At 65.0% G+C, this 21,930-nt stretch carries 16 protein-coding genes; 13 read left to right on the top strand and 3 right to left on the bottom strand.

Annotated elements, in window-relative coordinates:
• Positions 1–69: 69 nt before the first annotated feature.
• The 6 genes from VSR68_RS16540 (at position 70) to VSR68_RS16565 (ending at position 5,760) form a co-directional block, all read left to right on the top strand.
• Positions 70–1,803, top strand: a complete 1,734-nt coding sequence (locus VSR68_RS16540) for a ClcB-like voltage-gated chloride channel protein (protein ID WP_342940885.1) — start codon at positions 70–72, stop codon at positions 1,801–1,803.
• Positions 1,804–2,115: 312 nt separating this feature from the next.
• The gene (locus tag VSR68_RS16545; RefSeq protein WP_342940886.1) at positions 2,116–3,453 is read left to right on the top strand and encodes a C45 family peptidase; all 1,338 of its coding nucleotides are present in this window, start codon (positions 2,116–2,118) and stop codon (positions 3,451–3,453) included.
• A 348-nt stretch (positions 3,454–3,801) separates the two neighbouring features.
• Entirely contained in the window at positions 3,802–4,053 is a 252-nt protein-coding gene (locus VSR68_RS16550; protein WP_342940887.1) for a hypothetical protein, read from the top strand.
• Between the two features lie 67 nt (positions 4,054–4,120).
• Positions 4,121–4,351: a DUF2795 domain-containing protein gene (locus tag VSR68_RS16555; RefSeq protein ID WP_342940888.1), complete on the top strand. Its 231-nt coding sequence runs from the start codon at positions 4,121–4,123 to the stop codon at positions 4,349–4,351.
• Positions 4,352–4,361: 10 nt separating this feature from the next.
• A complete protein-coding gene (locus tag VSR68_RS16560; protein WP_342940889.1) occupies positions 4,362–5,252 on the top strand; it encodes an AraC family transcriptional regulator in 891 nt (296 codons plus the stop codon).
• A gap of 118 nt (positions 5,253–5,370) precedes the next feature.
• Positions 5,371–5,760 carry a cupin domain-containing protein gene (locus VSR68_RS16565; RefSeq protein WP_342940890.1) on the top strand — a complete coding sequence of 130 codons (390 nt, stop codon included), beginning with the start codon at positions 5,371–5,373 and terminating at the stop codon, positions 5,758–5,760.
• Between the two features lie 80 nt (positions 5,761–5,840).
• Here VSR68_RS16565 and VSR68_RS16570 read toward each other — a convergent pair whose 3' ends face one another.
• Positions 5,841–6,461 carry a TetR/AcrR family transcriptional regulator gene (locus VSR68_RS16570; RefSeq protein WP_342940891.1) on the bottom strand — a complete coding sequence of 207 codons (621 nt, stop codon included), beginning with the start codon at positions 6,459–6,461 and terminating at the stop codon, positions 5,841–5,843.
• 327 nt (positions 6,462–6,788) lie between these two features.
• Here VSR68_RS16570 and VSR68_RS16575 point away from each other — a divergent pair, with 327 nt between their 5' ends.
• Genes VSR68_RS16575 through VSR68_RS16585 form a run of 3 tightly spaced genes read left to right on the top strand, consistent with a single transcriptional unit; the run spans position 6,789 to position 12,513 of the window.
• A complete protein-coding gene (locus VSR68_RS16575) occupies positions 6,789–7,898 on the top strand; it encodes an efflux RND transporter periplasmic adaptor subunit (protein ID WP_342941077.1) in 1,110 nt (369 codons plus the stop codon).
• Entirely contained in the window at positions 7,895–11,017 is a 3,123-nt protein-coding gene (locus VSR68_RS16580) for an efflux RND transporter permease subunit (protein WP_342940892.1), read from the top strand. The genes VSR68_RS16575 and VSR68_RS16580 overlap by 4 nt, the downstream gene beginning before the upstream one ends.
• Positions 11,018–11,019: 2 nt before the next feature.
• On the top strand, positions 11,020–12,513 hold the full coding sequence (locus tag VSR68_RS16585; protein ID WP_342940893.1) for an efflux transporter outer membrane subunit: 1,494 nt from the start codon (positions 11,020–11,022) through the stop codon (positions 12,511–12,513).
• 329 nt (positions 12,514–12,842) lie between these two features.
• Here the strand turns inward: VSR68_RS16585 and VSR68_RS16590 are convergent, their stop codons facing one another.
• Complete coding sequence (locus VSR68_RS16590; protein WP_342940894.1) at positions 12,843–15,368, bottom strand: penicillin-binding protein 1A; 2,526 nt, start codon at positions 15,366–15,368, stop codon at positions 12,843–12,845.
• Between the two features lie 375 nt (positions 15,369–15,743).
• On the opposite strand from VSR68_RS16590, the gene VSR68_RS16595 reads away from it, so the two are divergent.
• The 3 genes from VSR68_RS16595 (at position 15,744) to VSR68_RS16605 (ending at position 19,247) form a co-directional block, all read left to right on the top strand.
• Positions 15,744–16,739: a plasmid mobilization protein gene (locus tag VSR68_RS16595; RefSeq protein ID WP_342940895.1), complete on the top strand. Its 996-nt coding sequence runs from the start codon at positions 15,744–15,746 to the stop codon at positions 16,737–16,739.
• 494 nt (positions 16,740–17,233) lie between these two features.
• Positions 17,234–17,914 (top strand): PspA/IM30 family protein, encoded by a 681-nt coding sequence (locus VSR68_RS16600; protein WP_087735516.1) that lies wholly within the window; start codon positions 17,234–17,236, stop codon positions 17,912–17,914.
• Between the two features lie 106 nt (positions 17,915–18,020).
• Complete coding sequence (locus VSR68_RS16605) at positions 18,021–19,247, top strand: tetratricopeptide repeat protein (protein WP_342940896.1); 1,227 nt, start codon at positions 18,021–18,023, stop codon at positions 19,245–19,247.
• Positions 19,248–19,336: 89 nt separating this feature from the next.
• Here the strand turns inward: VSR68_RS16605 and VSR68_RS16610 are convergent, their stop codons facing one another.
• Positions 19,337–19,972 carry a TetR family transcriptional regulator gene (locus tag VSR68_RS16610; RefSeq protein WP_342940897.1) on the bottom strand — a complete coding sequence of 212 codons (636 nt, stop codon included), beginning with the start codon at positions 19,970–19,972 and terminating at the stop codon, positions 19,337–19,339.
• A gap of 198 nt (positions 19,973–20,170) precedes the next feature.
• On the opposite strand from VSR68_RS16610, the gene VSR68_RS16615 reads away from it, so the two are divergent.
• On the top strand, positions 20,171–21,652 hold the full coding sequence (locus VSR68_RS16615) for an NAD(P)/FAD-dependent oxidoreductase (protein WP_342940898.1): 1,482 nt from the start codon (positions 20,171–20,173) through the stop codon (positions 21,650–21,652).
• Positions 21,653–21,930 lie beyond the last annotated feature (278 nt).

The raw sequence follows: 21,930 nt of genomic DNA on the forward strand, positions 1-21,930 counted from the left end.
AACTTTCGTCGCGCACTGTCCGATATCATTCAGCGCGCCAAACCAACAATTCAGACGCCCGTTTCTTCCGTGCTTTCATTTCTGCTCCGACTGCGCACGCGCGCGGCCAACCTGTTCCGTCTGTCCGATGCGCACACGATGCTGGTGTGGTCGGTGATCGTCGGCATCGCGGGCGCATTCGCGACGATCGCGTTTCGCGAAGGCATCGCGCTGTTGCAACGCATATTCACCGGACAGGACGGCAGTCTCGTCGAAATGGCACGACGTCTGCCCATCGCGATGCGCATCGTGCTGCCCGCGTTCGGCGGCCTCATCGCGGGCGGGCTGCTGTTGCTCGCGCAACGCGGCGTCGACAAGAAACTGCATACCGATTACATGGAAGCCGTCGTGATCGGCGATGGCGTCGTGCCCGTGCGCGTGAGCCTGTGGCGCAGCGTATCGTCGCTGTTCACGATTTCGAGCGGCGGCTCGATCGGCCGCGAAGGCCCGATGGTGCAGCTCGCGGCGCTCGGCGCATCGCTGATCGGCCGCCTCGTGCATTTCGATCCGCCACGCCTGCGCCTGCTCGTCGCGTGCGGCGCGGCGGCGGGTATCACGTCGGCGTATAGCGCGCCCATCGCGGGCGCGTTCTTCGTCACCGAGATCGTGCTCGGTTCGATCGCAATGGAAAGCTTCGGGCCCGTCGTCGTGTCGTCGGTGGTCGCGAACATCGTGATGCGCGAGTTCGCCGGCTACAAGCCGCCTTACGAGATGCCCGTGTTTCCGCCCGTCGCGGGCCTCGAAGTGCTGCTCTTCGTCGCGCTCGGCCTGCTGTGCGGCGCGGCCGCGCCGCAGTTTCTGCGGCTCATCGACACCAGCAAGTCCGCCTTCCGGCGCCTGCCCGTGCCGTTGCCCATCCGGCTCGCGCTCGGCGGTCTGATCGTCGGCATTCTGTCTACGTGGACGCCTGAAGTGTGGGGCAACGGCTATAGCGTCGTGAACTCCATCCTTCATTCGCCGTGGACGTGGACGGCGCTCGTCGTCGTGCTCGCGTTCAAGGTCATCGCGACGGCGGCGACCGTCGGCTCGGGCGCCGTCGGCGGCGTGTTCACGCCGACGCTCTTCGTCGGCGCGACGCTCGGCTCGCTCTTCGGGCTGGGCATGAACGCACTCTGGCCGCACGCGACGTCCGCGCCGTTCGCGTACGCGATGGTCGGCATGGGCGCATTCCTCGCGGGCGCGACACAGGCGCCGCTGATGGCGATCCTGATGATCTTCGAAATGACGTTGAGCTATCAGGTCGTGTTGCCGCTGATGGTGTCGTGCGTAGTCGCGTACTTCGTGGCGCGCGCGATCGGCAAGACGTCGATGTACGAGATCACGCTGCACCGGAACCGCGAGGAGCAGGAACGCATGCGCCTGCGCGCGACGCAGATGCGCGAGCTGATCCGTCCGCCGCAAACCGTCGTGCTGCCCAACGCGACGGTGCACGACATGACGCGCGTGTTCCTCGAGTACCCCGTCAAGTATCTGTACGTGACGGACGAAAGCGGCTGCTTTCTGGGCGTCGTCGCGCTGAAGGACATCACCTCCGATCTGCTCGACCGGACCGACACGTCCGCCAGGACGGCCGCCGACTATCTGCAGCCGCACTTCGACGTGCTCACGCCCGACATGCCGCTCGGCGTCGCGCTTCAGCACTTCATGGCGTTCCAGGGCGAACGGCTGCCCGTCGTCGAAAGCACCGCGCGCCCGACGCTCGCGGGCGTCGTCTACAAGACGTCGCTGCTCGATGCGTACTTCCGCATGAACCCCGCGCGCTAGCGTCTTTCTGCCAGCGCCTGGCTGCGTTTGCGTGCCTGCGCCTGCCTGCGCCCGGCTGTGCTTGCCTGCGTTTGCTTGTGTTTGCCCGCCAGCGCCTGGCCGCGCTCGCCTGTGTTTGCCCGCCTGCGCCTGGCTGTGCTCGCCTATGTTTGCCTGCGTTTGCCCGCCAGCGCATCGCCCGTTCGGCGCATGGCAAAGCCCGGCAATTTCTCTACAATGAATTGACCATAGACGAGCCGCAGGCCGCATCCCGCGATACACGGCGCTGAGCAACGCCGGCGGCGATGCCGCGCTCTACGAACGGGAGCGAAGATGAGCGAACCGTCCATCGATGCCGTGCGCCGCGATCATGCAGGCTGGATCTTCGTGCACATAGAAGGCGAGCCGTACGACCGCGGCGAACAGCACGGCCAGCTGCTCGCCGCTGAAATCCAGAACGCGATCCACACTGCGCGCTATCTCGCGAAATGGGACACAGGCGAAGATTTCGACACGTTCGTCAACGCCGCCGTCGAGCAGTTCGCGCCGCACCTCGATCATGAATTCACCGACGAAATCCAGGGCATCGCCGACGGCGCGAAGCTGCCGTTCGCCGAAGTGCTCGCGTGGAACGGCTATATGGATCTGCTGCAAAGCTGGTGGCCGCAGCACGCCGCGCAGCAGAAGCCGCAGCTCGGCCTCAAGCCGTGGCGCGGCCGGCGCGGGCATCATTGCAGCGCGTTCATCGCGACAGGCAGCGCGACGCGCGACGGCCGCATCGTGATGGCGCACAACTCGTGGGACCGCTACGCGGCAGGCGACGCGTTCAACGTCGTGTTCGACATCGTCCCCGAAGCGGGCAACCGCATCCTGATGCAAGGGCTGCCCGGCTGCATTTCGAGCCTGACGGATTTCTGGGTCACGTCGGCGGGCCTGATGGTGACGGAGACGACGATCTCGAACTTCGCGGGCTACAACGCGGCGGGCGCGCCGGAGTTCTATCGCTCGCGGCGCGCGACGCAATATGCGAACAGCATCGGCGAATGGTGCGAGATGTTCGCGCTCTCGAACAACGGCGGCTATGCGAACAGCTGGCTGCTCGGCGACATCAAGACGGGCGAGATCGCCCGCTATGAACTCGGCCTGCACTATTCGGGTTTCGAAAGCACGAAAGACGGCTTTTACAGCGGCTACAACACGGCGACCGACCTTAAGATCCGCAACCAGGAATGCACGGGCGAAGGCGAGGACTATACCGACGTGCGCAAGAACGGCGCGCGGCGGCTGCGCTTCATGCAGCTGGAAGAAACGCATCGCGGGCGGATCGACGTCGAACTGGCGAAGGCCATGATCGCGGATCATCACGACGTCTATCTCGACCGCCCCGACAATCCGTGCTCGCGGACGATCTGCGGCCATCTCGAACTCGACGACCAGCGCTTCGGCGGCTCGGATCACGGTCCGTTCAATCCCTGGGGCGCGAACGACGGCAAGGTCGTCGACAGCGAGATGGCGCGCGAGATGGCGTTCGACGCGCGCTGGGGTCATCCGTGCGGGCGCCCATTCGACGCGCAGGCGTTCATGAAACGCCATCCGCAATGGAACTGGCTGAACGGCTATATGCACGACAGGCCGTCGTGGCCGTGGACGCGCTTCGACGCGCTGCGCTGAAGGCCTCCACGCCCACGTCCTCGAGACGCGCGCGCAACGCGACGCTACGGGGTTAACGCCAACCGCTTTCTACATACCTAATGCGCGACGCCACGCGCGGCCTTGCGCCCGCTGGATTGGCGGCACGACCGCTCGCGGCGAAATCTTCCGAAAAATCAATGCCAGGCCCGCGACGCGCGCGCTCCCGTGACGCGCCATCAGCGCTTGTAAAAATAACTGGCGTAATATGCGAAAGATGCGCGGCGCTTGCAGACGGCAGCCGCGCCAGGCGGGCGCCAATCCGTCGCCATCGGAATGGCATAACGCTTGCGTGATGTTCCTGCGCTGCCTGGAATAGGAGGTCGAGCGATGAAAACCTCGACGCTGTTGACCATGGTGACGTTGTCGGCCTCGTGTTTCGCCGCGCCGGTGCATACGGCGACGGACAGCACGTTCGACATAGCCGCCGCCCGCGCCAATGCCGCCCCCGTCGCGCCCGCCGCGCCGGACGTCGCGGCCCAGACCGATATCCGGCCGGAGCGATGGGAACATATCGCGCTGCCGAAATCGCGGCATCTGGAGCGCGGCTTCAAGGCGCAGGACGAGCATCTGCAGACGTGACCGTGCGCACGGGATCGACGGATCGTCCCGTTCGTGTCGATAACTTTCAGAACAATGGAGCGCGAGCATGACGGCATCAGCCATCCCCCGCGAATCGATCGACTTGCAGATCGCCGACGTTCTGCACGGCGTCAGCTATCCGCTGAACAAGGACGCGCTCGTCGACGCGGCGCGCGAAGCAGGCGCAAGCAACGAAGTGCTCGCGATGCTCGACGGCCTGCCCGAGCAGGACTACGCGGATATCGACTCCGTGACGAAGCTGATCGGCAGCAATTTCGGCCCCGGTCTTGGCATCTGACGGGCTGAAGATGCGGCACGAGCGAGGCGCGCGCGAGGCGTCCGCGATTCGGGAACGGTCGCGGCGGGCAGAGCAGCGGCCCGAGCCGGATGTTCACGGCAAGCGCGACTGGATTCGCCGCGCGCCCACACAGGGCGGCGTCGAGCGCATCGAAGCCTTCTTCCAGCACAACGGCTACGCGCTGCATCGGCACGATACCTATGCGATCGGTCGCACGCTCGCGGGCGTGCAGAGCTTCCACTATCGACGCGGCGTGTGCAACAGCCTGCCGGGCGGCACGATCGTGCTGCACCCGGACGAGACTCACGACGGCCAGGCCGGCACCGACGAGGGCTTTCGCTACCGGATGGTGTACGTCGAGCCGGCGCTCTTTCAGGCGGCGCTCGGCGGCAAGCCGCTGCCGTTCATCGAAGGCGGGCTGTCGGACGATCCGCGCCTTGCCGCCGCGACGCAGACGCTGCTGCAAGGCATCGACGCCGCGCTGGACCCGCTCGAACAGGACGACGCGATCTACGATCTCGCGCACGCGCTCGATGCGGTGTCGGGCGCACGGCCGTTGCGCGCGTCCGCCGATTTCCGCGCTGCGCTGCTCGCGCGCGATTATCTGCACGCGGCGCTCGAGCGTCCCGTCACACTCGACGAACTGGCTGCGGCAAGCGGCCGGGACCGCTGGAGCCTGTCGCGCGATTTCCGCGCATTCTTCGGCACAAGCCCGCATCGTTATCTGACGATGCGCCGCCTCGACGCCGTGCGAGAAGCGCTGCTGCGCGGCCAGACGCTCGCGGACGCGGCGGCCGCCGCGGGTTTCGCGGACCAGAGCCATATGACGCGGCACTTCATGGCGGCGTATGGCGTGACGCCGTCGCGCTGGCTGAAGATGCTCAGAAGCCAGTCCCGCTGAAAACGGATTCGGTGCGGTTCAGCGCAGGTTCATCACGCCTCGCGCGCACAAACGTTCAAGACGCCCGCGAGCGCGCACGCCTACACTCCGTCGCATGGACTTCAATGGAGGAGACGCCATGCCCGCCGCAACCGATCAGCCCACCCGATTCGAGCCCGTCAATTTCGCCAATAAACTCGCCCGCATTCACGAGCAGTGGCAGCCGCGCGTCGTCGCCGAAATGAACGACTACCAGTTCAAGATCGTCAAGATCGAAGGCGATTTCATCTGGCACGAACACGCGGAAACGGATGAAACCTTCATCGTGCTGGAAGGCGATCTGCGCATCGACTTTCGTGACGGCGCCGTGCATCTGTCGGCGGGAGAAATGTTCGTCGTGCCAAAGGGCAAGGAGCACAAGCCCTACGCCGAAAAAGAAGTGAAGCTGCTGTTGATCGAACCGCGCGGCGTGAAGAACACAGGCGACGAGAGCAGCGACCGGACGGCCGCCAACGACGTGTGGATCTGATATCGATGAGCGCGTTGCGCTGCGACCGATGAAGCGCGGCACGAGCAGTCGCACTTCATCCGCGCTGCAATGGCCGCCCTCTACCCCATCGTCCTGCCGAACACAACACGCGCGAAGAAGTTGCCCAGCACCTCTTCCGCGCGCTCACCCGAGATGTTCTGCGGATCGACGGTAAAGAAAAACTGCATGCCGTCGCACAGGCCCATCAGCCCGAGCGCCAGCGTTTCCGCAGGCAATGGCAGCGGCGTGCCGACGCGCACCGAAAACTCGGTGATGTACTCGGTCAGCTGTTCGACCTTTTCGTGCAGGAACGCGTTGAAGCGCACGCGAAATCGCGCGTCGCGCGCGGCGAGCAGCTTCGCTTCGACCCATAGCAGGAAGTACTTGTTGTCGCGCGGCAGACGGCTGTAGTAACGCAGCACGTTCGCTTCCATTTCTTCGCGCGTCGCGTTTTCTTCGAAGATGCTGTGCAGTTCCGCCTGCATCGACTCATGGTCGCGCCGCAGCAGTTCCAGAAAGAGCTCGGGCTTGCTGCGGAAGTTCGAGTAGAACGCGCCGCGCGTGTAGCCCGCCGCCCCGGCGATGTCTTCGACGCTCGCCGCAGCGAACCCCTTCTTCATGAAAATGGCCTGCGCAGCATCCAGCAGACGCAGACGCGTCTGGTCCTTGCTCTGTTCTCGCGTGAGTCGTTTGCGTTTCATATTTAACAGTCTAGCATCGATCCGTCCCGAGATTCAGTTTTGCATTCAGATACACCTGTGTATTAGAATGCAGGGCACCATCTCGATCAATGAGTGAAATTACGGGCCTCGATGCGATGCAAGTTGAATCGCAGAGCGCGCAGGCCGGTTGCAGCACGCTTCGAAAAACATTCAGCAAATCATTCAGCAGCACGTCGTCGGTAGCCTCTGGCTTGCCGTATTCGTTTGCTTCTCCAGCCCGGAGGCATCGTGAATCGTTCCCGTCGTGGCGCGTCGTCTCGCGCGCGCAAGCCGTTCCGCCTCGCTTCATCTTCCCTGTCTTTGCCCTTGCTGCGTCATGCGACGATCGGCGCGCTCGTCGTCGCAGGCGCGCTGACGCTCGCCGCGTGCCACAACAAGGAAGCCGCCGCGCCCGCGCCGCGCCCCGTGGTGGCAGTCGCGGTGCATGCGGACGGACTGCCGCTCGCGGCGTCGCTGCCCGGCGAAGTGCAGGCGCGTTATTCGACGCCGCTGTCGTTCCGTATCGCCGGCAAGATCATCGAGCGCCGCGTGCGTCTTGGCGACGTAGTGCAGAACGGCCAGGTCGTCGCGCGGCTCGATCCCGCCGGCGCGCAGAAGAACGCCGCGAGCGCCGCCGCGCAACTCGAAGCGGCGCAGCACCGGCTCGTCTATGCAAAGCAGCAACTCGACCGCGACCGCGCGCAGGCGCACGAGAACCTGATCGCGCAGACGCAACTGGAACAGACGGAAGACGCGTATGCGTCGGCGGCCGCGCAGCGCGACCAGGCCGCCCAGCAGGCCGCGCTCGCGAAGGACCAGTTGCAATACGCGACGCTCGCCGCCGATCACGCGGGCGTCATCACGGCCGAACAGGCGGACACGGGGCAGAACGTATCGGCGGGACAGGCCGTGTACAGCCTCGCATGGTCCGGCGACGTCGACGTCGTCTGCGACGTGCCCGAAGGCGCGCTCGCGTCGCTGCGTGTCGGACAGGCAGCGAACGTCAAGCTCGGCGCGCTGCCCGGCCGCACGTTCGATGCGCGCGTGCGCGAACTGTCGCCCGCCGCCGATCCGCAGAGCCGCACGTATCGCGCGAAGCTCACGCTCGATCATCCGGGCCCAGACGTGCGTCTCGGCATGACGGCCGACATCGACTTCGCCCGCGACCACGCCAGCAGCCAGCCCGCGTCGTTCACGCTGCCCTCCACCGCGCTCTTTCATGACGGCCCGACGCCCGCCGTGTGGGTCGTGCGCGCCGGCAGCGATCAGCTCGAACTGCGTCGCGTGCAGGTCGCGCATTACACCGAGCGGACCATCGCGGTCACGCAAGGCCTGAACGAGGGCGAACGTGTCGTGTGGCAAGGCGTGCATACGGTGACGGCGGGAGAAAAAGTCCGCGTCGTGCCGCCGCTGCACCCCGAGGATTTCGCGTCATGAGCACGGCGCAGAACGAGGAAGGACGCTTCAACCTGTCCGCATGGGCGCTGCGCCACCAGGCGCTCGTCGTCTTTCTGATCACGCTCGCGACGGCGTTCGGCATCCTCGCCTATACGAAGCTCGCGCAATCGGAAGACCCGCCGTTCACGTTCCGCGTGATGGTGATCCGCACTTTCTGGCCAGGCGCGACCGCGCGCCAGGTGCAGGAACAGGTCACTGACCGCATCGGCCGCAAGTTGCAGGAAACACCCGCGATCGATTTTCTGCGCAGCTATTCGCGCCCCGGCGAATCGCTGATCTTCTTCACGATGAAGGACTCCGCGCCCGTCAAGGATGTGCCGGAAACCTGGTATCAGGTGCGCAAGAAAGTCGGCGACATCGCGCAGACCTTGCCGCCCGGCATCCAGGGCCCGTTCTTCAACGACGAATTCGGCGACGTCTACACGAACATCTACACGCTCGAAGGCGATGGCTTCTCGGCGGCGCAACTGCACGACTACGCGGACGAACTGCGCACGGTGCTGTTGCGCGTCCCGGGCGTCGCGAAGGTCGACTATTTCGGCGATCCCGATCAGCACGTCTACGTCGAAATCGCGAACACGCAGTTGACGCGCCTCGGCATCACGCCGCAACAGCTCGCGCAGGCGATCAATTCGCAGAACAGCGTGTCGCCGTCCGGCACGCTGACGACGCACGACGACCGTGTGTTCGTGCGTCCGACGGGGCAATTCAACGATCTGAACGCGCTCGCCGACACGCTGATCCGCATCAACGGCCGCTCGTTCCGGCTCGGCGATATCGCGACGATCAGGCGCGGCTACGACGATCCGCCCGTCACGCAAATGCGCTTTCAGGGCAAGCCGGTGCTCGGCATCGGCGTGACGATGCAGCCGGGCGGCGACGTGATCCAGCTCGGCAAGGCGCTCGACGCGAAGATGACGGAGCTGCAGGCGCATCTGCCCGCGGGACTGAAGCTCGTCGAAGTGTCGAGCATGCCGCACGCGGTCTCGCGCTCCGTCGACGATTTCCTCGAAGCCGTCGCCGAAGCGGTGCTGATCGTGCTGATCGTGAGTCTCGTGTCGTTGGGCGTGCGCACCGGGATGGTCGTCGTGATCTCGATTCCCGTCGTGCTCGCCGTCACCGCGCTGTGCATGTATCTGTTCGATATCGGCTTGCACAAGGTCTCGCTGGGCACGCTCGTGCTCGCGCTCGGCCTGCTCGTCGACGATGCGATCATCGCCGTCGAAATGATGGCCGTGAAGCTCGAACAGGGCTGGAACCGCACGCGCTCCGCGGCGTTCGCGTACACGAGCACGGCGTTCCCGATGCTGACGGGCACGCTCGTCACCGTGTCGGGCTTTCTGCCCATCGCGCTCGCGAAGTCGAGCACGGGCGAATACACGCGCTCGATTTTCGAAGTGTCGGCGATTGCGCTGATTGCATCGTGGCTCGCCGCCGTCGTGCTGATTCCGATGCTCGGCTATCACATGCTGCCCGAGCGCAAGCGTCAGGCGCACGAGCCCGACGACCACGAGCACGACATCTATGGAACGCGCTTCTATCGGCGGCTGACGGGCTGGATCAGCTGGTGCATCGAGCGGCGCTTCGTCGTGCTCGCGATCACCGTCATTCTGTTCGTCGTGTCGCTGGCGGGCTTCACGCTCGTGCCGCAGCAGTTCTTTCCGAGCTCGGACCGGCCCGAGCTGCTCGTCGATGTGCGCCTGCCCGAAGGCGCCTCGTTCGACGCGACGCTGCGTCAGGCGCAGCGCATCGAAAAAGCCCTTGAAGGCAGGCCCGAAATCGATCACTCGGTGGACTTCGTCGGCTCGGGCGCGCCGCGCTTCTATCTGCCGCTCGACCAGCAATTGCAGACGCCGAACTTCGCGCAGTTCGTGATCACCGCGAAGACCGTCGAGGATCGCGAGAAGCTCGCGCGCTGGCTCGAGCCGAAACTGCGCAACGACTTCCCCGCGATCCGCACGCGCCTGTCGCGCCTCGAGAACGGTCCGCCCGTCGGCTATCCCGTGCAGTTCCGCGTAAGCGGTGACGACATCGCGACGGTGCGCTCGATCGCCGAGAAAGTAGCGGCGACGATGCGCGCGAATCCCGGCACGGCAAACGTGCAGTTCGACTGGGACGAACCGGCCGAGCGCTCGGTGCGCTTCGAAGTCGACCAGAAGAAGGTGCGCGAACTGGGCATCACGTCGGCGGACGTATCGAGCTTTCTCGCGATGACGCTATCGGGGTACACGGTCACGCAGTACCGCGAGCGCGACAAGCTGATCAGCGTCGATCTGCGCGCGCCGCAGAACGAACGCGTCGACCCGTCGCAACTGCTGACGCTCGCGATGCCGACGCCCAACGGCTCGGTGCCGCTCGGCACGCTCGGCCGGCTGCGCAGCGATCTCGAATACGGCGTGATCTGGGAACGCGACCGCCAACCGACGATCACCGTGCAGTCCGATGTGCGCGGCAACGCGCAGGGCATCGACGTCACGCGTGCCGTCGACAAACAGCTCGCGCAGATTCGCGCGGCGCTGCCCGTCGGCTACCGGATCGAGATCGGCGGATCGGTCGAGGAAAGCGCGAAGGGGCAAACGTCGATCAACGCGCAGATGCCCATCATGATCATCGCGGTGCTGACGCTGCTGATGATCCAGTTGCAGAGCTTCGCGCGCGTGCTGATGGTCGTGCTGACCGCGCCGCTCGGGCTGATCGGCGTCGTCGCGACGCTGCTGCTGTTCGGCAAGCCGTTCGGCTTTGTCGCGATGCTCGGCGTGATCGCGATGTTCGGCATCATCATGCGCAACTCGGTGATTCTCGTCGATCAGATCGAGCAGGACATCGCGCAAGGACACAAGCGCTTCGATGCGATCGTCGGCGCGACGGTGCGGCGCTTCCGCCCGATCACGCTGACGGCGGCGGCCGCCGTGCTCGCGCTGATCCCGCTGCTGCGCTCGAACTTCTTCGGCCCGATGGCGACGGCGCTGATGGGCGGTATCACGAGCGCGACGGTGCTCACGCTGTTCTATCTGCCCGCGCTGTACGCCGCGTGGTTCCGCGTGCGCGGCGACGAACGCGATCCGCGGCCCGAGCCGTCCGAACATTCGGGGAATTGATCATGAGCCTCCCTTCGATCACCCGTAGCGTTATCGCTTTGGCCGCCGCTTCGCTGCTCGCCACGGCGTGCTCGTTCGGCCCGAACGGCACGCCGCCGGCGATGCCCGAGCCCGCGCACTACGGCGCCGATCCACTGCCGACGCAAACGGTGCCTGCACAAGGCGTCACACAGCAGTTCGTCGCCGGTGCGAAAGCGGTGCCGCAATGGTGGCGCACGTTCCAGTCGGACGAGCTGAATGCGCTCGTCGACGAAGGCTTGCGCAACAGTCCGACGCTCGCCGCCGCCGACAAGAACCTGACGGCCGCGCGCGAGCAGTTGCGCGCGCAGATCGGCAGCAACATGCTGCCGTCCATCGATGCGGGCGGCCAGGCCGCGCGGCAACGCGCGCTCGGGATTCCCCAAGCCGGGCCGAACACGTTTCTGTACAACGTGTTCGTCGGCCAGTTGCAGGCGCAGTACACGTTCGACATCTTCGGCGCATCGCGGCTTGCGAATGCGGCGCTCGCATCGCGCGTGAACGTGCAGACGTATCAGTTCGATGCGGCGCGGCGCGCGCTGGCCGCGAACATCGTGACGGCGGCGATTTCGGCGTCGATGCTCGATGCGCAGGTCCAGACGACCGAGCGCCTCGTTGCGCTCGCCAACGATCAGGCGCGCGACACGCAGCGCCGCTATGAACTCGGCGCGGTGCCGCACAGCGATCTGCTCAATGCGCAGCAAAGCGCGGCGTCGCTTGCCGCGAGCCTGCCCGCCGCGCGCCAGCAGCTGCTGACGACGCGTCATGCGCTCGCTGTGCTGCTCGGCCGCACGCCGGACCAGGCGCCGCCGCCACTCGATCTCGCGTCGCTGCACGTGCCGCAACAGGTGCCCGTGTCCGTGCCGTCCGATCTGCTCCGGGCGCGCCCCGACATCGAAGCCGCCGACGCGACGCTCAAGGCGGCCGCCGCCGAAGTCGGCGTCGCGACGGCGCAGATGTTTCCGAGCCTGACGCTGAACGCGTCGATGGGACAAGGCGGGTTCAGCTGGCCCGTCGCGGTATCGGGCGCGGGAGCGATCTGGAGCCTCGGCGCATCGCTGACGCAGCCGATCTTCCACGGCGGCGCATTGTTCGCGCAACGGCGCGCGGCCGTCGCATCGTATGAAGCCTCGGTGTCGCAATACAAGCAGACCGTGCTCGCCGCGTTCCAGAACGTCGCCGATACGCTCGCCGCGCTCGAGCACGACACACAGTCGCTCGATGCGGCCAATATCGCGGCGCAAACGGCGCAGCGTTCGTTCGACGAGACATCGGCGCGCTATCGTCTGGGCGCCGTGCCCGTGACGGCAGCGAGATCGAGCGAGCAGCAGTATCGCAATGCACGGCTCGACGAGATCCGCTACACGGGCGCGCGATTGAACGACACGGCCGCGCTCTTTCAGGCGATGGGCAATCCGCCCGTCGACGATGCGCGCGCGGCGTCGGCATCGACGGGCGCGGCGACGGCTGCGCAGTGATCGAGCCGCATGAGGTTATCCCCAGTTTCTGGGGACGATCTTGTTGAGAACGCCGGGACAAGCGGGATAAGGCATTGAGGCGTCAGCGGTTTTGTCCCGCGATGCAGATTGCGCAGCCTTGCCCGAAAAGCACTCGACGGGTGCGCTCGCGCTCGTCATCGTTTGTTATCAACAGATTCCGTGCACAGCCTTGTTGATAACACCTGGACAATCGCGCTAACCCGTTGAGCGCGCACCTTAATCTCCGACTGATCCGCCACTGACACCCGCACAAAAAAACGCGCCCGTGATTTTCACCACGGGCGCGTCTTCCATTGAGGCTCAAGCGATCAAGGCTTGTTCGACTCGAACAGATCCATGATCTGCTTCTTCTCCGATGACGTGACGTTCGGCGGCGGCGGCGCAGGCGGCGTCATGCCCGCCGGACCCACGGTGCCGACGGCATCGCCGCCGCTCGCGAGCGGATTCGCCGAATCCATGCCGATGCTCGCGATGAAGCCATTGCCCGGCGTCATGTCCGCATAAAACAGCTCGCCGTCGACGCTCGTCACGCCCGCGGGCATTTCGGGCTCGGCCTGCGGCACGCCGCGCAGCGCGCGCTGCATGTAGTCGACCCAGATCGGCAGCGCGAGCTGTGCGCCGAATTCGCGGCTGCCGAGCGACTTCGGCTGGTCATAGCCCATCCACGCGACGGCCACGAGCGATTGCTGATAACCGGCGAACCAGCCGTCCTTCGCATCGTTCGTCGTACCCGTCTTGCCCTGCAGGTCGCTACGGTGCAGCACGTTCGTCCCCGCGCCCGTGCCCCCGGTCGCGACCGAGTGCAGCAGGCTGTTCATGATGTACGCGTTGCGCGGGTCGAGCGTGCGCGGCGCGTCGCGGCCCGCCGTCAGCGGCTGCGCGCGCGAGATCGGCTGGCCGTGCGCATCGTCGACTTCGCCGATCAGATACGGATTGATCCGGTAGCCGCCGTTCGCGAACACGCTATACGCGCCCGCCGATTGCAGCGGCGTGACGAGCCCCGCGCCGAGCGCCATCGGCAGATACGGCGGCGTCTTGTCGGCGTCGAAGCCGAAGCGCTGCGTCACATAGTCCTGCGCGTACTTCGTGCCGATATACGACAGGATGCGGATCGACACGAGGTTCTTCGACTTCTGCAGCGCGAGGCGCATCGGCATCGGACCGTCGGGCTGGTCGTCGTCCTTCGGCTCCCAGGCGTCGCCGCCCGGCGCGCTCGGCGGGAAGTACAGCGGCGCGTCGTTGATGATCGTCGCCGGTCCGAGGCCCTTGTCGAGCGCCGCCGAATAGATGAACGGCTTGAAGCTCGAACCCGGCTGGCGCCATGCCTGCGTGATGTGATTGAACTTGTTCTTGTTGAAGTCGAAGCCGCCGACGAGCGCGCGGATCGCGCCGTCCTGCGGCGTCATCGACACGAGCGCGCCCTCCACCTGCGGCAACTGCGTGATCTGCCAGTTGCCGTTCGCATCCGCGATCAGGCGGATGATCGAGCCCGGACGCATGCGCTGCGCCTGCGCCGCGCGCGGCGACAGCGAAGCCGCCGCAAAGCGCAGCCCATCGCCCTTGATGCTCGCCTGGGTGCCGTCGAGCAGTTGCGCCTTCACTTCCTTCGGCGTCGCCGAGGTCACGATGGCGGCCACGATCTCGCCGTTGTCGGGATGATCGTTGAGCGCATCTTCGATCGCCTCGTCGCGCTCGTCGCCGGCAGCGGGCAATTCGACGAAACCTTCGGGACCGCGATAGCCGTGACGGCGCTCGTAATCCATCACGCCCTTGCGCACCGCGTGGTAGGCGGCTTCCTGGTCGGCGGAATCGATCGTCGTCGTGACGCTGAGGCCGCGCGTATAGGTCTCGTCCTTGTACTGCGCGTACATCATCTGACGCACCATTTCCGCGATGTACTCGGCATGCACGCTGTACTCGTTGCCCGCCGTCTTCGTGTGGATCTCCTGCTTGACGGCCTGGTTGTACTGTTCCGGCGTGATGTAGCGCAGATCGAGCATCCGCTTCAGGATGTATTCCTGGCGGATCTTCGCGCGCTTCGGATTGACGACCGGGTTGTACGCGGACGGCGCCTTCGGCAGGCCCGCGAGCATCGCTGCCTCGGCGAGCGAGATGTCTTTCAGGTCCTTGCCGAAGTACACACGCGCGGCAGCCGCAAAGCCGTAAGCACGCTCGCCCAGATAGATCTGGTTCATGTACAGCTCGAGAATCTGGTCCTTCGTGAGCGCGCGCTCGATCTTGTACGCGAGCAGCATTTCATAGATCTTGCGCGTGTACGTCTTCTCGCTCGACAGGAAGAAGTTGCGCGCGACCTGCATCGTGATCGTGCTCGCGCCTTGCGACGAGCCGCCGTGCATGATGTCCGCGAAGCCCGCGCGCAGGATGCCGATGAAGTCGACGCCGCCATGCTCGTAGAAGCGATAGTCCTCAATCGCGAGCACGGCTTTCTTCTGCACGTCGGGGATGTCCTGGAAGCGCACGAGGCTGCGCCGCTCCTCGCCGAACTCGCCGATCAGCACGTGATCCGCCGTATAGATGCGCAGCGGCACCTTGGGACGGTAGTCGGTCAGCGCGTCGAGCGACGGAAGCTGCGGCCCCATCACGACGAGTGCGTAGCCGACGATCAGCGCGCCGACCACCGCCAGCGTCGCGAACAGTCCGACGAACCACAGCGCGATCGTGCCGAAGATCGAGCGGCCGCCGCGCCGGCCGCGGTCGTCGCCGTCGTCTTCTTCGCGCTGCGCGTGGCGATAGTCGCGGCTCGGGTTGTCGTTGTTGCCGAAAGATGGCTCGCGGCCAGGGTGGGAAGAATGCGGTCGTTTGATGATTGGCATGACTGGAATGATTGGCGCTTTCCTACACGCCGGCTATGCACGCGCGGTGCGCTCGAATCGTGGTCGTGGCGTGCGTCGCGCGCCCGAACGGACGGCGGCGGCACACTGTTGCGCGCCGGTGCGACGCCCATCCGCCGACGCGGCAGCATTCGCGCGGATTCGCGGCGCCACCGGCGGCCCTGCAATGATACTGCGCGCGACGCCTGTTTCTGCCCGGCGACTGCCGCCGCGCGGCGCCGTGTGCCTACCCCGTTCAGACCGGCCGCACGGCACGCTCAGACAGGTTCTGGCGCAACGTAACAGCGCATTTTAAAGAAATCAAGCCGCGTCGATCGTGATTTTTTTGTAAGAATTCCCTCATGATCGTGCCCTGATGTGCAAAAACAGCGCGCGAGCCCCACCGTGGCGCGCTTGTGCGGTTATCAACAGAAATTGTGCAAAGCCCTGTGGACAATATCCCTGCAACTCGGGCAACCCGTTGATGCGACAGCCATTTTGCAGTCCGCCCGATTTGAAGCGGCGCGCCACCGCGCGCCACGATTTAGTCTTATGATGGTTCGACGCGCGCCAAGCAGGCCTCGCACCCTGCCCGGATTCCTCCGCAGTTCGACACCAACAAAGAACGCGAGCCGATCTATGAACAAGCCCAGCGAACGCATTGTCGTCTTCGTGACGCCCGCCCAGAAACGCGCCATCTCCGCGACGGCGGACAACCTCGGCATCAGCGTCAGCGAGCTGATGCGTCGCGCGGTCCTGAGCTTCGGCGCGACCAGCGAGCAGGTGAAGGCGGCGAGCATCGTCGACCGGCTGCGCGCGCCGCGCGAACCGGACGCGCTGAACGAAGCGCTGCAACGCGTCGCGCGCTCGAGCAATCGCATGCGGCAGACGGCGCCGGCGGCGCTCAGGTCTCGCGCCGGATCGCCTGCTGCGTCATCTGGCGTGTCACGTGCCGAGTCCTCCACCGGCCCTTCCACCGGCTCTTCCAACGATTCTTCCGCCGCGCGCGAGCCGGCCACACCGGCGGAAAACGATGCCGCGCTCGCCGCATCCGGCAAGTCGCGCGAAACGCTCGCGCCGATCGATCTCGCGCGCCCCGCCGATTCCGCTGCCGTGCTCGCAGCCGTCGGTACGCTCGAAAGCGCGGATGACGATAACGCCGCGCAAGTTGCCGCGCGCGTGGCAGCCGCGAAAGCCGCCGCCATCGCCCACGATTCCGACGAGGCCCCGGCAACGGCCGGCGACACGCGCACGCCATCCCGGACTGCCACGCTGCTGTCGTCCAAACGCAGCGCCGCCAGCAAGCGCCAACGCGAGCATGAAGAGGACGAACCGAGCATCGATCCCACCGAAGGCAACGGCCGTTTTGCGTGAACGCCGCGTGTCGATGCTTGCCTATGGTGTAGGCGAGCAAGGCAACGCATCGTCGGCTATCCGAAAGAATTCCCTCATCTGTATTTCGACAAATCTGCGCATTCGTTCGTTCGTCGATTGCGCTCGACACACGAGCCGCACGACATTGCGAACGGACCCGCCGAAACGCGCACGAAATCGCGCTTTAAGATCGTTTTAAGGGTACGCGTGGTGTAATATCCGCGAGCTGTTGAATACCCGTTCGCGTCGATCTGCGGGCGTGTTCGAAGCGTCGGACATCACGCCTCAGCAAGGTTAAATTTTCATGGCGCTATTGCAATCCGTGCGCGCGCCCCGATGTCATCGCGGGCATGCACATGAACGCGATCCGCGATGGCATGCAGCATGATCCGCAGCCTCGCGCAGGGCAGCGTAAACTACGTGCAGTCGACGTCGTTACGCACCCATGCAGCGCGTCGGGTATTCAGCGTCGATTTCATCCAATGGAGGTATTCATGTCGCTTTTTGACAGCATCACGCGAACGGTCAAAGGTCTCTTGAACGACGCCGCCGATTCCGTGCAGGACCCGTCGCGTGATGCGCGCCAGATCGTGCGCGAACTCGACGATAGCATCGCGAAAGCGGAGAACTCGCTGATCGAGATCCAGGCGCAGGTCGCCACGCAGCAGAGCAAGCGCGACGTGGCCGCCGACAAGGCGAAGAAGTACGAAGACGGCGCAAGGCGCGCGCTGCAAGCCGGCGACGAAGCGCTCGCGCGCGAGGCGCTCGGCGCCCAGGCAACGGCCGAAGCGGAGCGCGATGCGCTCGCGAAGGAACTCGCGACGCTCGAACCCTCGGTCGAGCAGTTGAAGAAGCAGATCGACGACATGCGCGAGCGGCGCAACGACCTGAACGCGCGCTCGAACATCCTGCAGGCGAAGCAGCAGATCGCGCAGGCCAAGGACACGGCGGCGACGGCGCTGGGCGGAATCGGCGGCAAGAATCTTGCTGAAGATTTCCAGAAGCTGGAAGACAAGGTGTCGTTGTCGAATGCACGCTCGGACGCGCGCCTGAATTCCGCCGACGAGAAAAGCGGCAAGGCGCTCGACGACAAGCTCGCGGATCTGAATCGCGGTCCGTCTGTCGAAGACCGTCTTGCCGCGCTGAAGAAGCAGCTGGACACGCCTGCGCAGTAACGGCATTGCAGGCGATGTGCCGCGCGCCGTCCGAGCGCATCGGCGGGCGCGCGGCACGGCAACTCGATAGCCATGGAGACGGGCGTCAATCCGCCCGGCCCGCATCATGAAAAAATTCCTCGCAGCAGCCTGTGTTTCGCTGATGCTCGTATCGGGCGCCGCTTTCGCGCTGCCGACGGCAACGCAGATCGAAACGTCGATTCAACAAGGCAACTGGCAGCAAGCCGATTCGCAGTTGAACGAAGTGCTGAAGGCGCATCCGAACAACGCCCGCGCGCACTATCTGTACGCGCAGGTGCTGGATCGCGAAGGCCGCTCGGCCGACGCGCTCGCGCAGCTTCAACAGGCGAAGACGCTCGACCCGCAGGTTCGCTTCACCGATCCGGCCCGCTTCGCGCAGACGGAAGCACGCTTGCGTGCCGACGCCGCGCGAGTCAGCGGCGGCACGGCGGGCAGCCTCGCGGCCAACGGCGCGCATCGCACGGCCAATCCGTTCGCGCAGCAGCAAGCCGCGCCCGTCTCGCCGTCCGCGCTCGAGCAGGCGCCGCAACGCCACGGCCCGTCGATGGGCATGTGGATCGGCATCGCCGTGCTGCTCGGCGCGATCGCGCTGATTCTGCGCTGGACGCTGCGCCGCGCGCGCTCGCAGGAAGATACGCGCGCCAACGACGATCGCCGCGTGCAACTCAAGCGCGCCACCGATCTGCTCAACGACGTGCGTTCGCTGAAGCTGGACGTGAAGCTGTCGACGGCGCCCGGACACGAAGCACTCGAACGCGAAGTCGAAGGCATGGAGACGCAACTGCGTCAACTGGTCGAAGCGCTGTCGAACAGCAAGAATCCCGTGCCGCCGTATCAGGTGGAGGATCTGGAACGGCAGGTCGCGAGCCTGAAGGCGCGCGCCGAAGGCCGGCCCGACCCGAATGCGGCGCCCGCGGCATCGACGGGCGCGGGCGAGTCCCCATATGCGCGCGAGGCGAACGAGGCGTTCGGGCGCGGACAGCAACAGGGCTATCCGCCGGGATATCCGCCGCAAGCGCCCTACCCGTATCCGCAGCAACAGCAGCCGCCCGTCGTCGTGCAGCAAGGTGGCGGTTTCGGCGGCGGCATGGGTGGTTTGTTGACGGGCGTGCTGCTCGGCGAAGCGCTGAGTTCCGGGCGTGACCGCGTGATCGAGCGCGATGTGATCGTCGACGATGAAGCACGCAAGCGCGCCGGCAACGACGCCGGCTCCGTCGACTTCGGCCAGGGCTCCAACGACTGGAGCGATGGCGGTGGCGACGGCGGCGTCGACATGGGCAGCGACGATTCGGGCGGCTGGAACGACACCTGATACGGCTTTTTGGCTACTGTCGGTGCAAACTGTTCGGCGAATGTGCGGCTAGCACGAAGGGCTCCTCCTGGAGCCCTTTTTCATTGCAATCACATCGAACCCTGCGCGTCGTGCTGCGCGAGCGCGATCGCGCCGACAAACAGCCTGACGACGAAACGCTCCGCATAGTCGATCAGCGCGTCGCGCTGCGCGGCGTTGCCGATGTATTCATGCGACAGATGGAAAAGTTGGAGCACGATCTGCGTGCAGATTTCGTCGACGGTTTCGCGCGGCAGCGCGGGCATCAGGTTCAATTGCACGACGTCCTCGGCCATCTCCGCCGATACCTCGTGCAGGTTCATCCTTACCGCGTCGCGCAGCAGAGCCGACGTGCCGTGATACTCGGCCAGCGCGCTCAGAAACGCTTCGCGGTTTTCGAGCGCGAACGCAAAGAACGCCGAACATGCGCGGCGCGGCACGCTGTGCGGTTCATCGTGCGCCGCCAGCCATCGTTCGCGCCGCAGCATCGGACGCAGACGACGGCTGACCCATTCGACGGCTTCGCGCGCGAGATCGTCAAGCGTATCGAAGTGCCGATAGAACGTGTTGGGATTGAGGTCCGCCTCACGCGCGAGTTCGCGCAAGCCGAGCGTCGCGAAACTGCGGCCGCCCGCCGTCAGGCGCAACGCGGCCTCGATCAGCTTGCGCTTGCCCGGTGCAAGTTCCGGTTCCGTTGTCGATTGCATGAGCTTCTTGTTCGAATGCGTTGAGGCCGACGGGCGTCGTGATCTCGGACCCAGCACTTTACAACGATCTTGACGGGCCGTGTACAGTTGTCTACCCTGCGCTTTGTCCGTCACAGACGGACGTAGACAATTCGTCTTTCCTCTCAATCGCCGTCGCGAGCTTTATTGACTTCGCGGGCCCATTCGAGCACTGCGCATATGCCCTCACCCCGTCGTGCCGATTTACGTATCGCGATTGTCGGAAGCGGCTTTGCGGGCATCGGCATGGCAATCCGTCTGAAGCGCGTGGGCTATACGTCGTTCACGATCTACGAAGCGGCGGGCGATCTGGGCGGCACCTGGCGCGACAACACGTATCCGGGCGCCGCGTGCGATGTGCCATCTCATCTGTATTCATTCTCGTTCGAAGCAAACCCGTCGTGGTCGCGCGCATTCAGTCAGCAGCACGAGATACTCGCGTACCTGAAGCATTGTGCGGTCAAGTACGGGATCAATAGTGCAATGCACTTCAACGCACGCGTGACGGCAGCGCGCTTCGACGAAACGCAACTCGTGTGGCGCCTCGATATCGAACGCAACGGCGTGCATGAGGCAGTCGAAGCGGATGTCGTGATCGCGGCGAGCGGCCCGTTGTCGCGTCCCGCGATGCCGGGTATCGACGGGCTCGATACATTCAGCGGCAAGATATTTCATTCGGCACGCTGGGATCATGACTATGCACTTGAAGGCAAACGCGTCGCGGTAGTCGGCACGGGCGCCAGTGCGATCCAGTTCGTTCCGCAAATACAGCCACGCGTCGAAAAACTGCTGCTGTTCCAGCGCACCGCGCCGTGGGTTCTGCCGAAGCCCGACAAGCCCGTCAGCGAACGCGCGCGCTGGTTCTTCAGGCATCTTCCTTTTACGCAGCGCTGCGTGCGCAACGCGATCTACTGGCAGATGGAGTCGCGCGGCATCGCGTTCTTTGTCAATCCGAAACTCACGGAACCGGCAATGAAATTCGCGCGTGCTTACCTTGAGCGGCGCGTGAAAGATCCTGCACTGCGCGTCAAGCTCACGCCGAACTATCGGCTGGGATGCAAGCGCGTGCTGCTGTCGAGCGAGTACTATCCGGCGCTCGGCAAGCCGAACGTCGAAGTAGTGACCGCGCCGATCCGCGCGATCGTGCACGACGGCATCGTGATGTCGGACGGTACGCATCATGCCGTCGACGCGATCATTTGCGGCACGGGATTCCAGGTGAACGACGCGGGCGCGCCATTCGTCGTGACTGGCATTCACGGTGCCGATCTCGGCGCACTGTGGCTGAGCGATGGTCCCGAAGCGTACCTCGGCACGAGCATCGCCGACTTCCCGAATTTCTTCATGATGGCGGGACCGAATACGGCCCTCGGCCACAACTCGATGATCTACATGATCGAGTCACAGATGCAATACATTGCCGGCTGCTTGCGCGAACTGCAGCGACGCGGCGCACGCACGATGAATCTGCGCCCGGACGTGCAACGCACGTTCAATGCACGTCTGCAACGCAACATGCAGCGATCGGTATGGACGAGCGGCTGCCACAGCTACTACCAGACGAAGAGCGGCAAGGTCACGGCGATCTGGCCTGGCTTCACATTCAGCTTCCGCCGGCTCACCCGACGTGTGCGTGCAGCGGAATACATCTTTTCGCGTTAGCGAGTGTGCATCGAAAGCGGTTGAGCCGACGCAGTACAACATTCAGGGAAACCCAACGTTCGACACGACGCAGCCTGCGCATGCGCCTCTGGCGCCCCGCTCGTTCGCCACGCGGCTCGTCGTCACGATGCGTGTCACGCGATGAACTCAAACATCGTTACACGCAAAGCGGCTCGCGCTTCGTGCGGATCATGGCCGCCGATGTGCACTATATCGACGAAGGCACTAGTCTCATCGTGATGAACCACGGCTTCGCCTCTTCGCTGCAAACGTGGAAT

It is taken from the genome of Paraburkholderia phymatum (assembly GCF_038900715.1).
Classification (GTDB): domain Bacteria; phylum Pseudomonadota; class Gammaproteobacteria; order Burkholderiales; family Burkholderiaceae; genus Paraburkholderia; species Paraburkholderia phymatum_A.

Coding starts and splice junctions, on each gene's coding strand:
- VSR68_RS16545 (WP_342940886.1), top strand. CDS start 2,116: ATGAGCGAACCGTCCATCGATGCCGTGCGCCGCGATCATGCAGGCTGG.
- VSR68_RS16550 (WP_342940887.1), top strand. CDS start 3,802: ATGAAAACCTCGACGCTGTTGACCATGGTGACGTTGTCGGCCTCGTGT.
- VSR68_RS16555 (WP_342940888.1), top strand. CDS start 4,121: ATGACGGCATCAGCCATCCCCCGCGAATCGATCGACTTGCAGATCGCC.
- VSR68_RS16560 (WP_342940889.1), top strand. CDS start 4,362: ATGCGGCACGAGCGAGGCGCGCGCGAGGCGTCCGCGATTCGGGAACGG.
- VSR68_RS16565 (WP_342940890.1), top strand. CDS start 5,371: ATGCCCGCCGCAACCGATCAGCCCACCCGATTCGAGCCCGTCAATTTC.
- VSR68_RS16570 (WP_342940891.1), bottom strand. CDS start 6,461: ATGAAACGCAAACGACTCACGCGAGAACAGAGCAAGGACCAGACGCGT.
- VSR68_RS16580 (WP_342940892.1), top strand. CDS start 7,895: ATGAGCACGGCGCAGAACGAGGAAGGACGCTTCAACCTGTCCGCATGG.
- VSR68_RS16585 (WP_342940893.1), top strand. CDS start 11,020: ATGAGCCTCCCTTCGATCACCCGTAGCGTTATCGCTTTGGCCGCCGCT.
- VSR68_RS16590 (WP_342940894.1), bottom strand. CDS start 15,368: ATGCCAATCATCAAACGACCGCATTCTTCCCACCCTGGCCGCGAGCCA.
- VSR68_RS16600 (WP_087735516.1), top strand. CDS start 17,234: ATGTCGCTTTTTGACAGCATCACGCGAACGGTCAAAGGTCTCTTGAAC.
- VSR68_RS16605 (WP_342940896.1), top strand. CDS start 18,021: ATGAAAAAATTCCTCGCAGCAGCCTGTGTTTCGCTGATGCTCGTATCG.
- VSR68_RS16610 (WP_342940897.1), bottom strand. CDS start 19,972: ATGCAATCGACAACGGAACCGGAACTTGCACCGGGCAAGCGCAAGCTG.
- VSR68_RS16615 (WP_342940898.1), top strand. CDS start 20,171: ATGCCCTCACCCCGTCGTGCCGATTTACGTATCGCGATTGTCGGAAGC.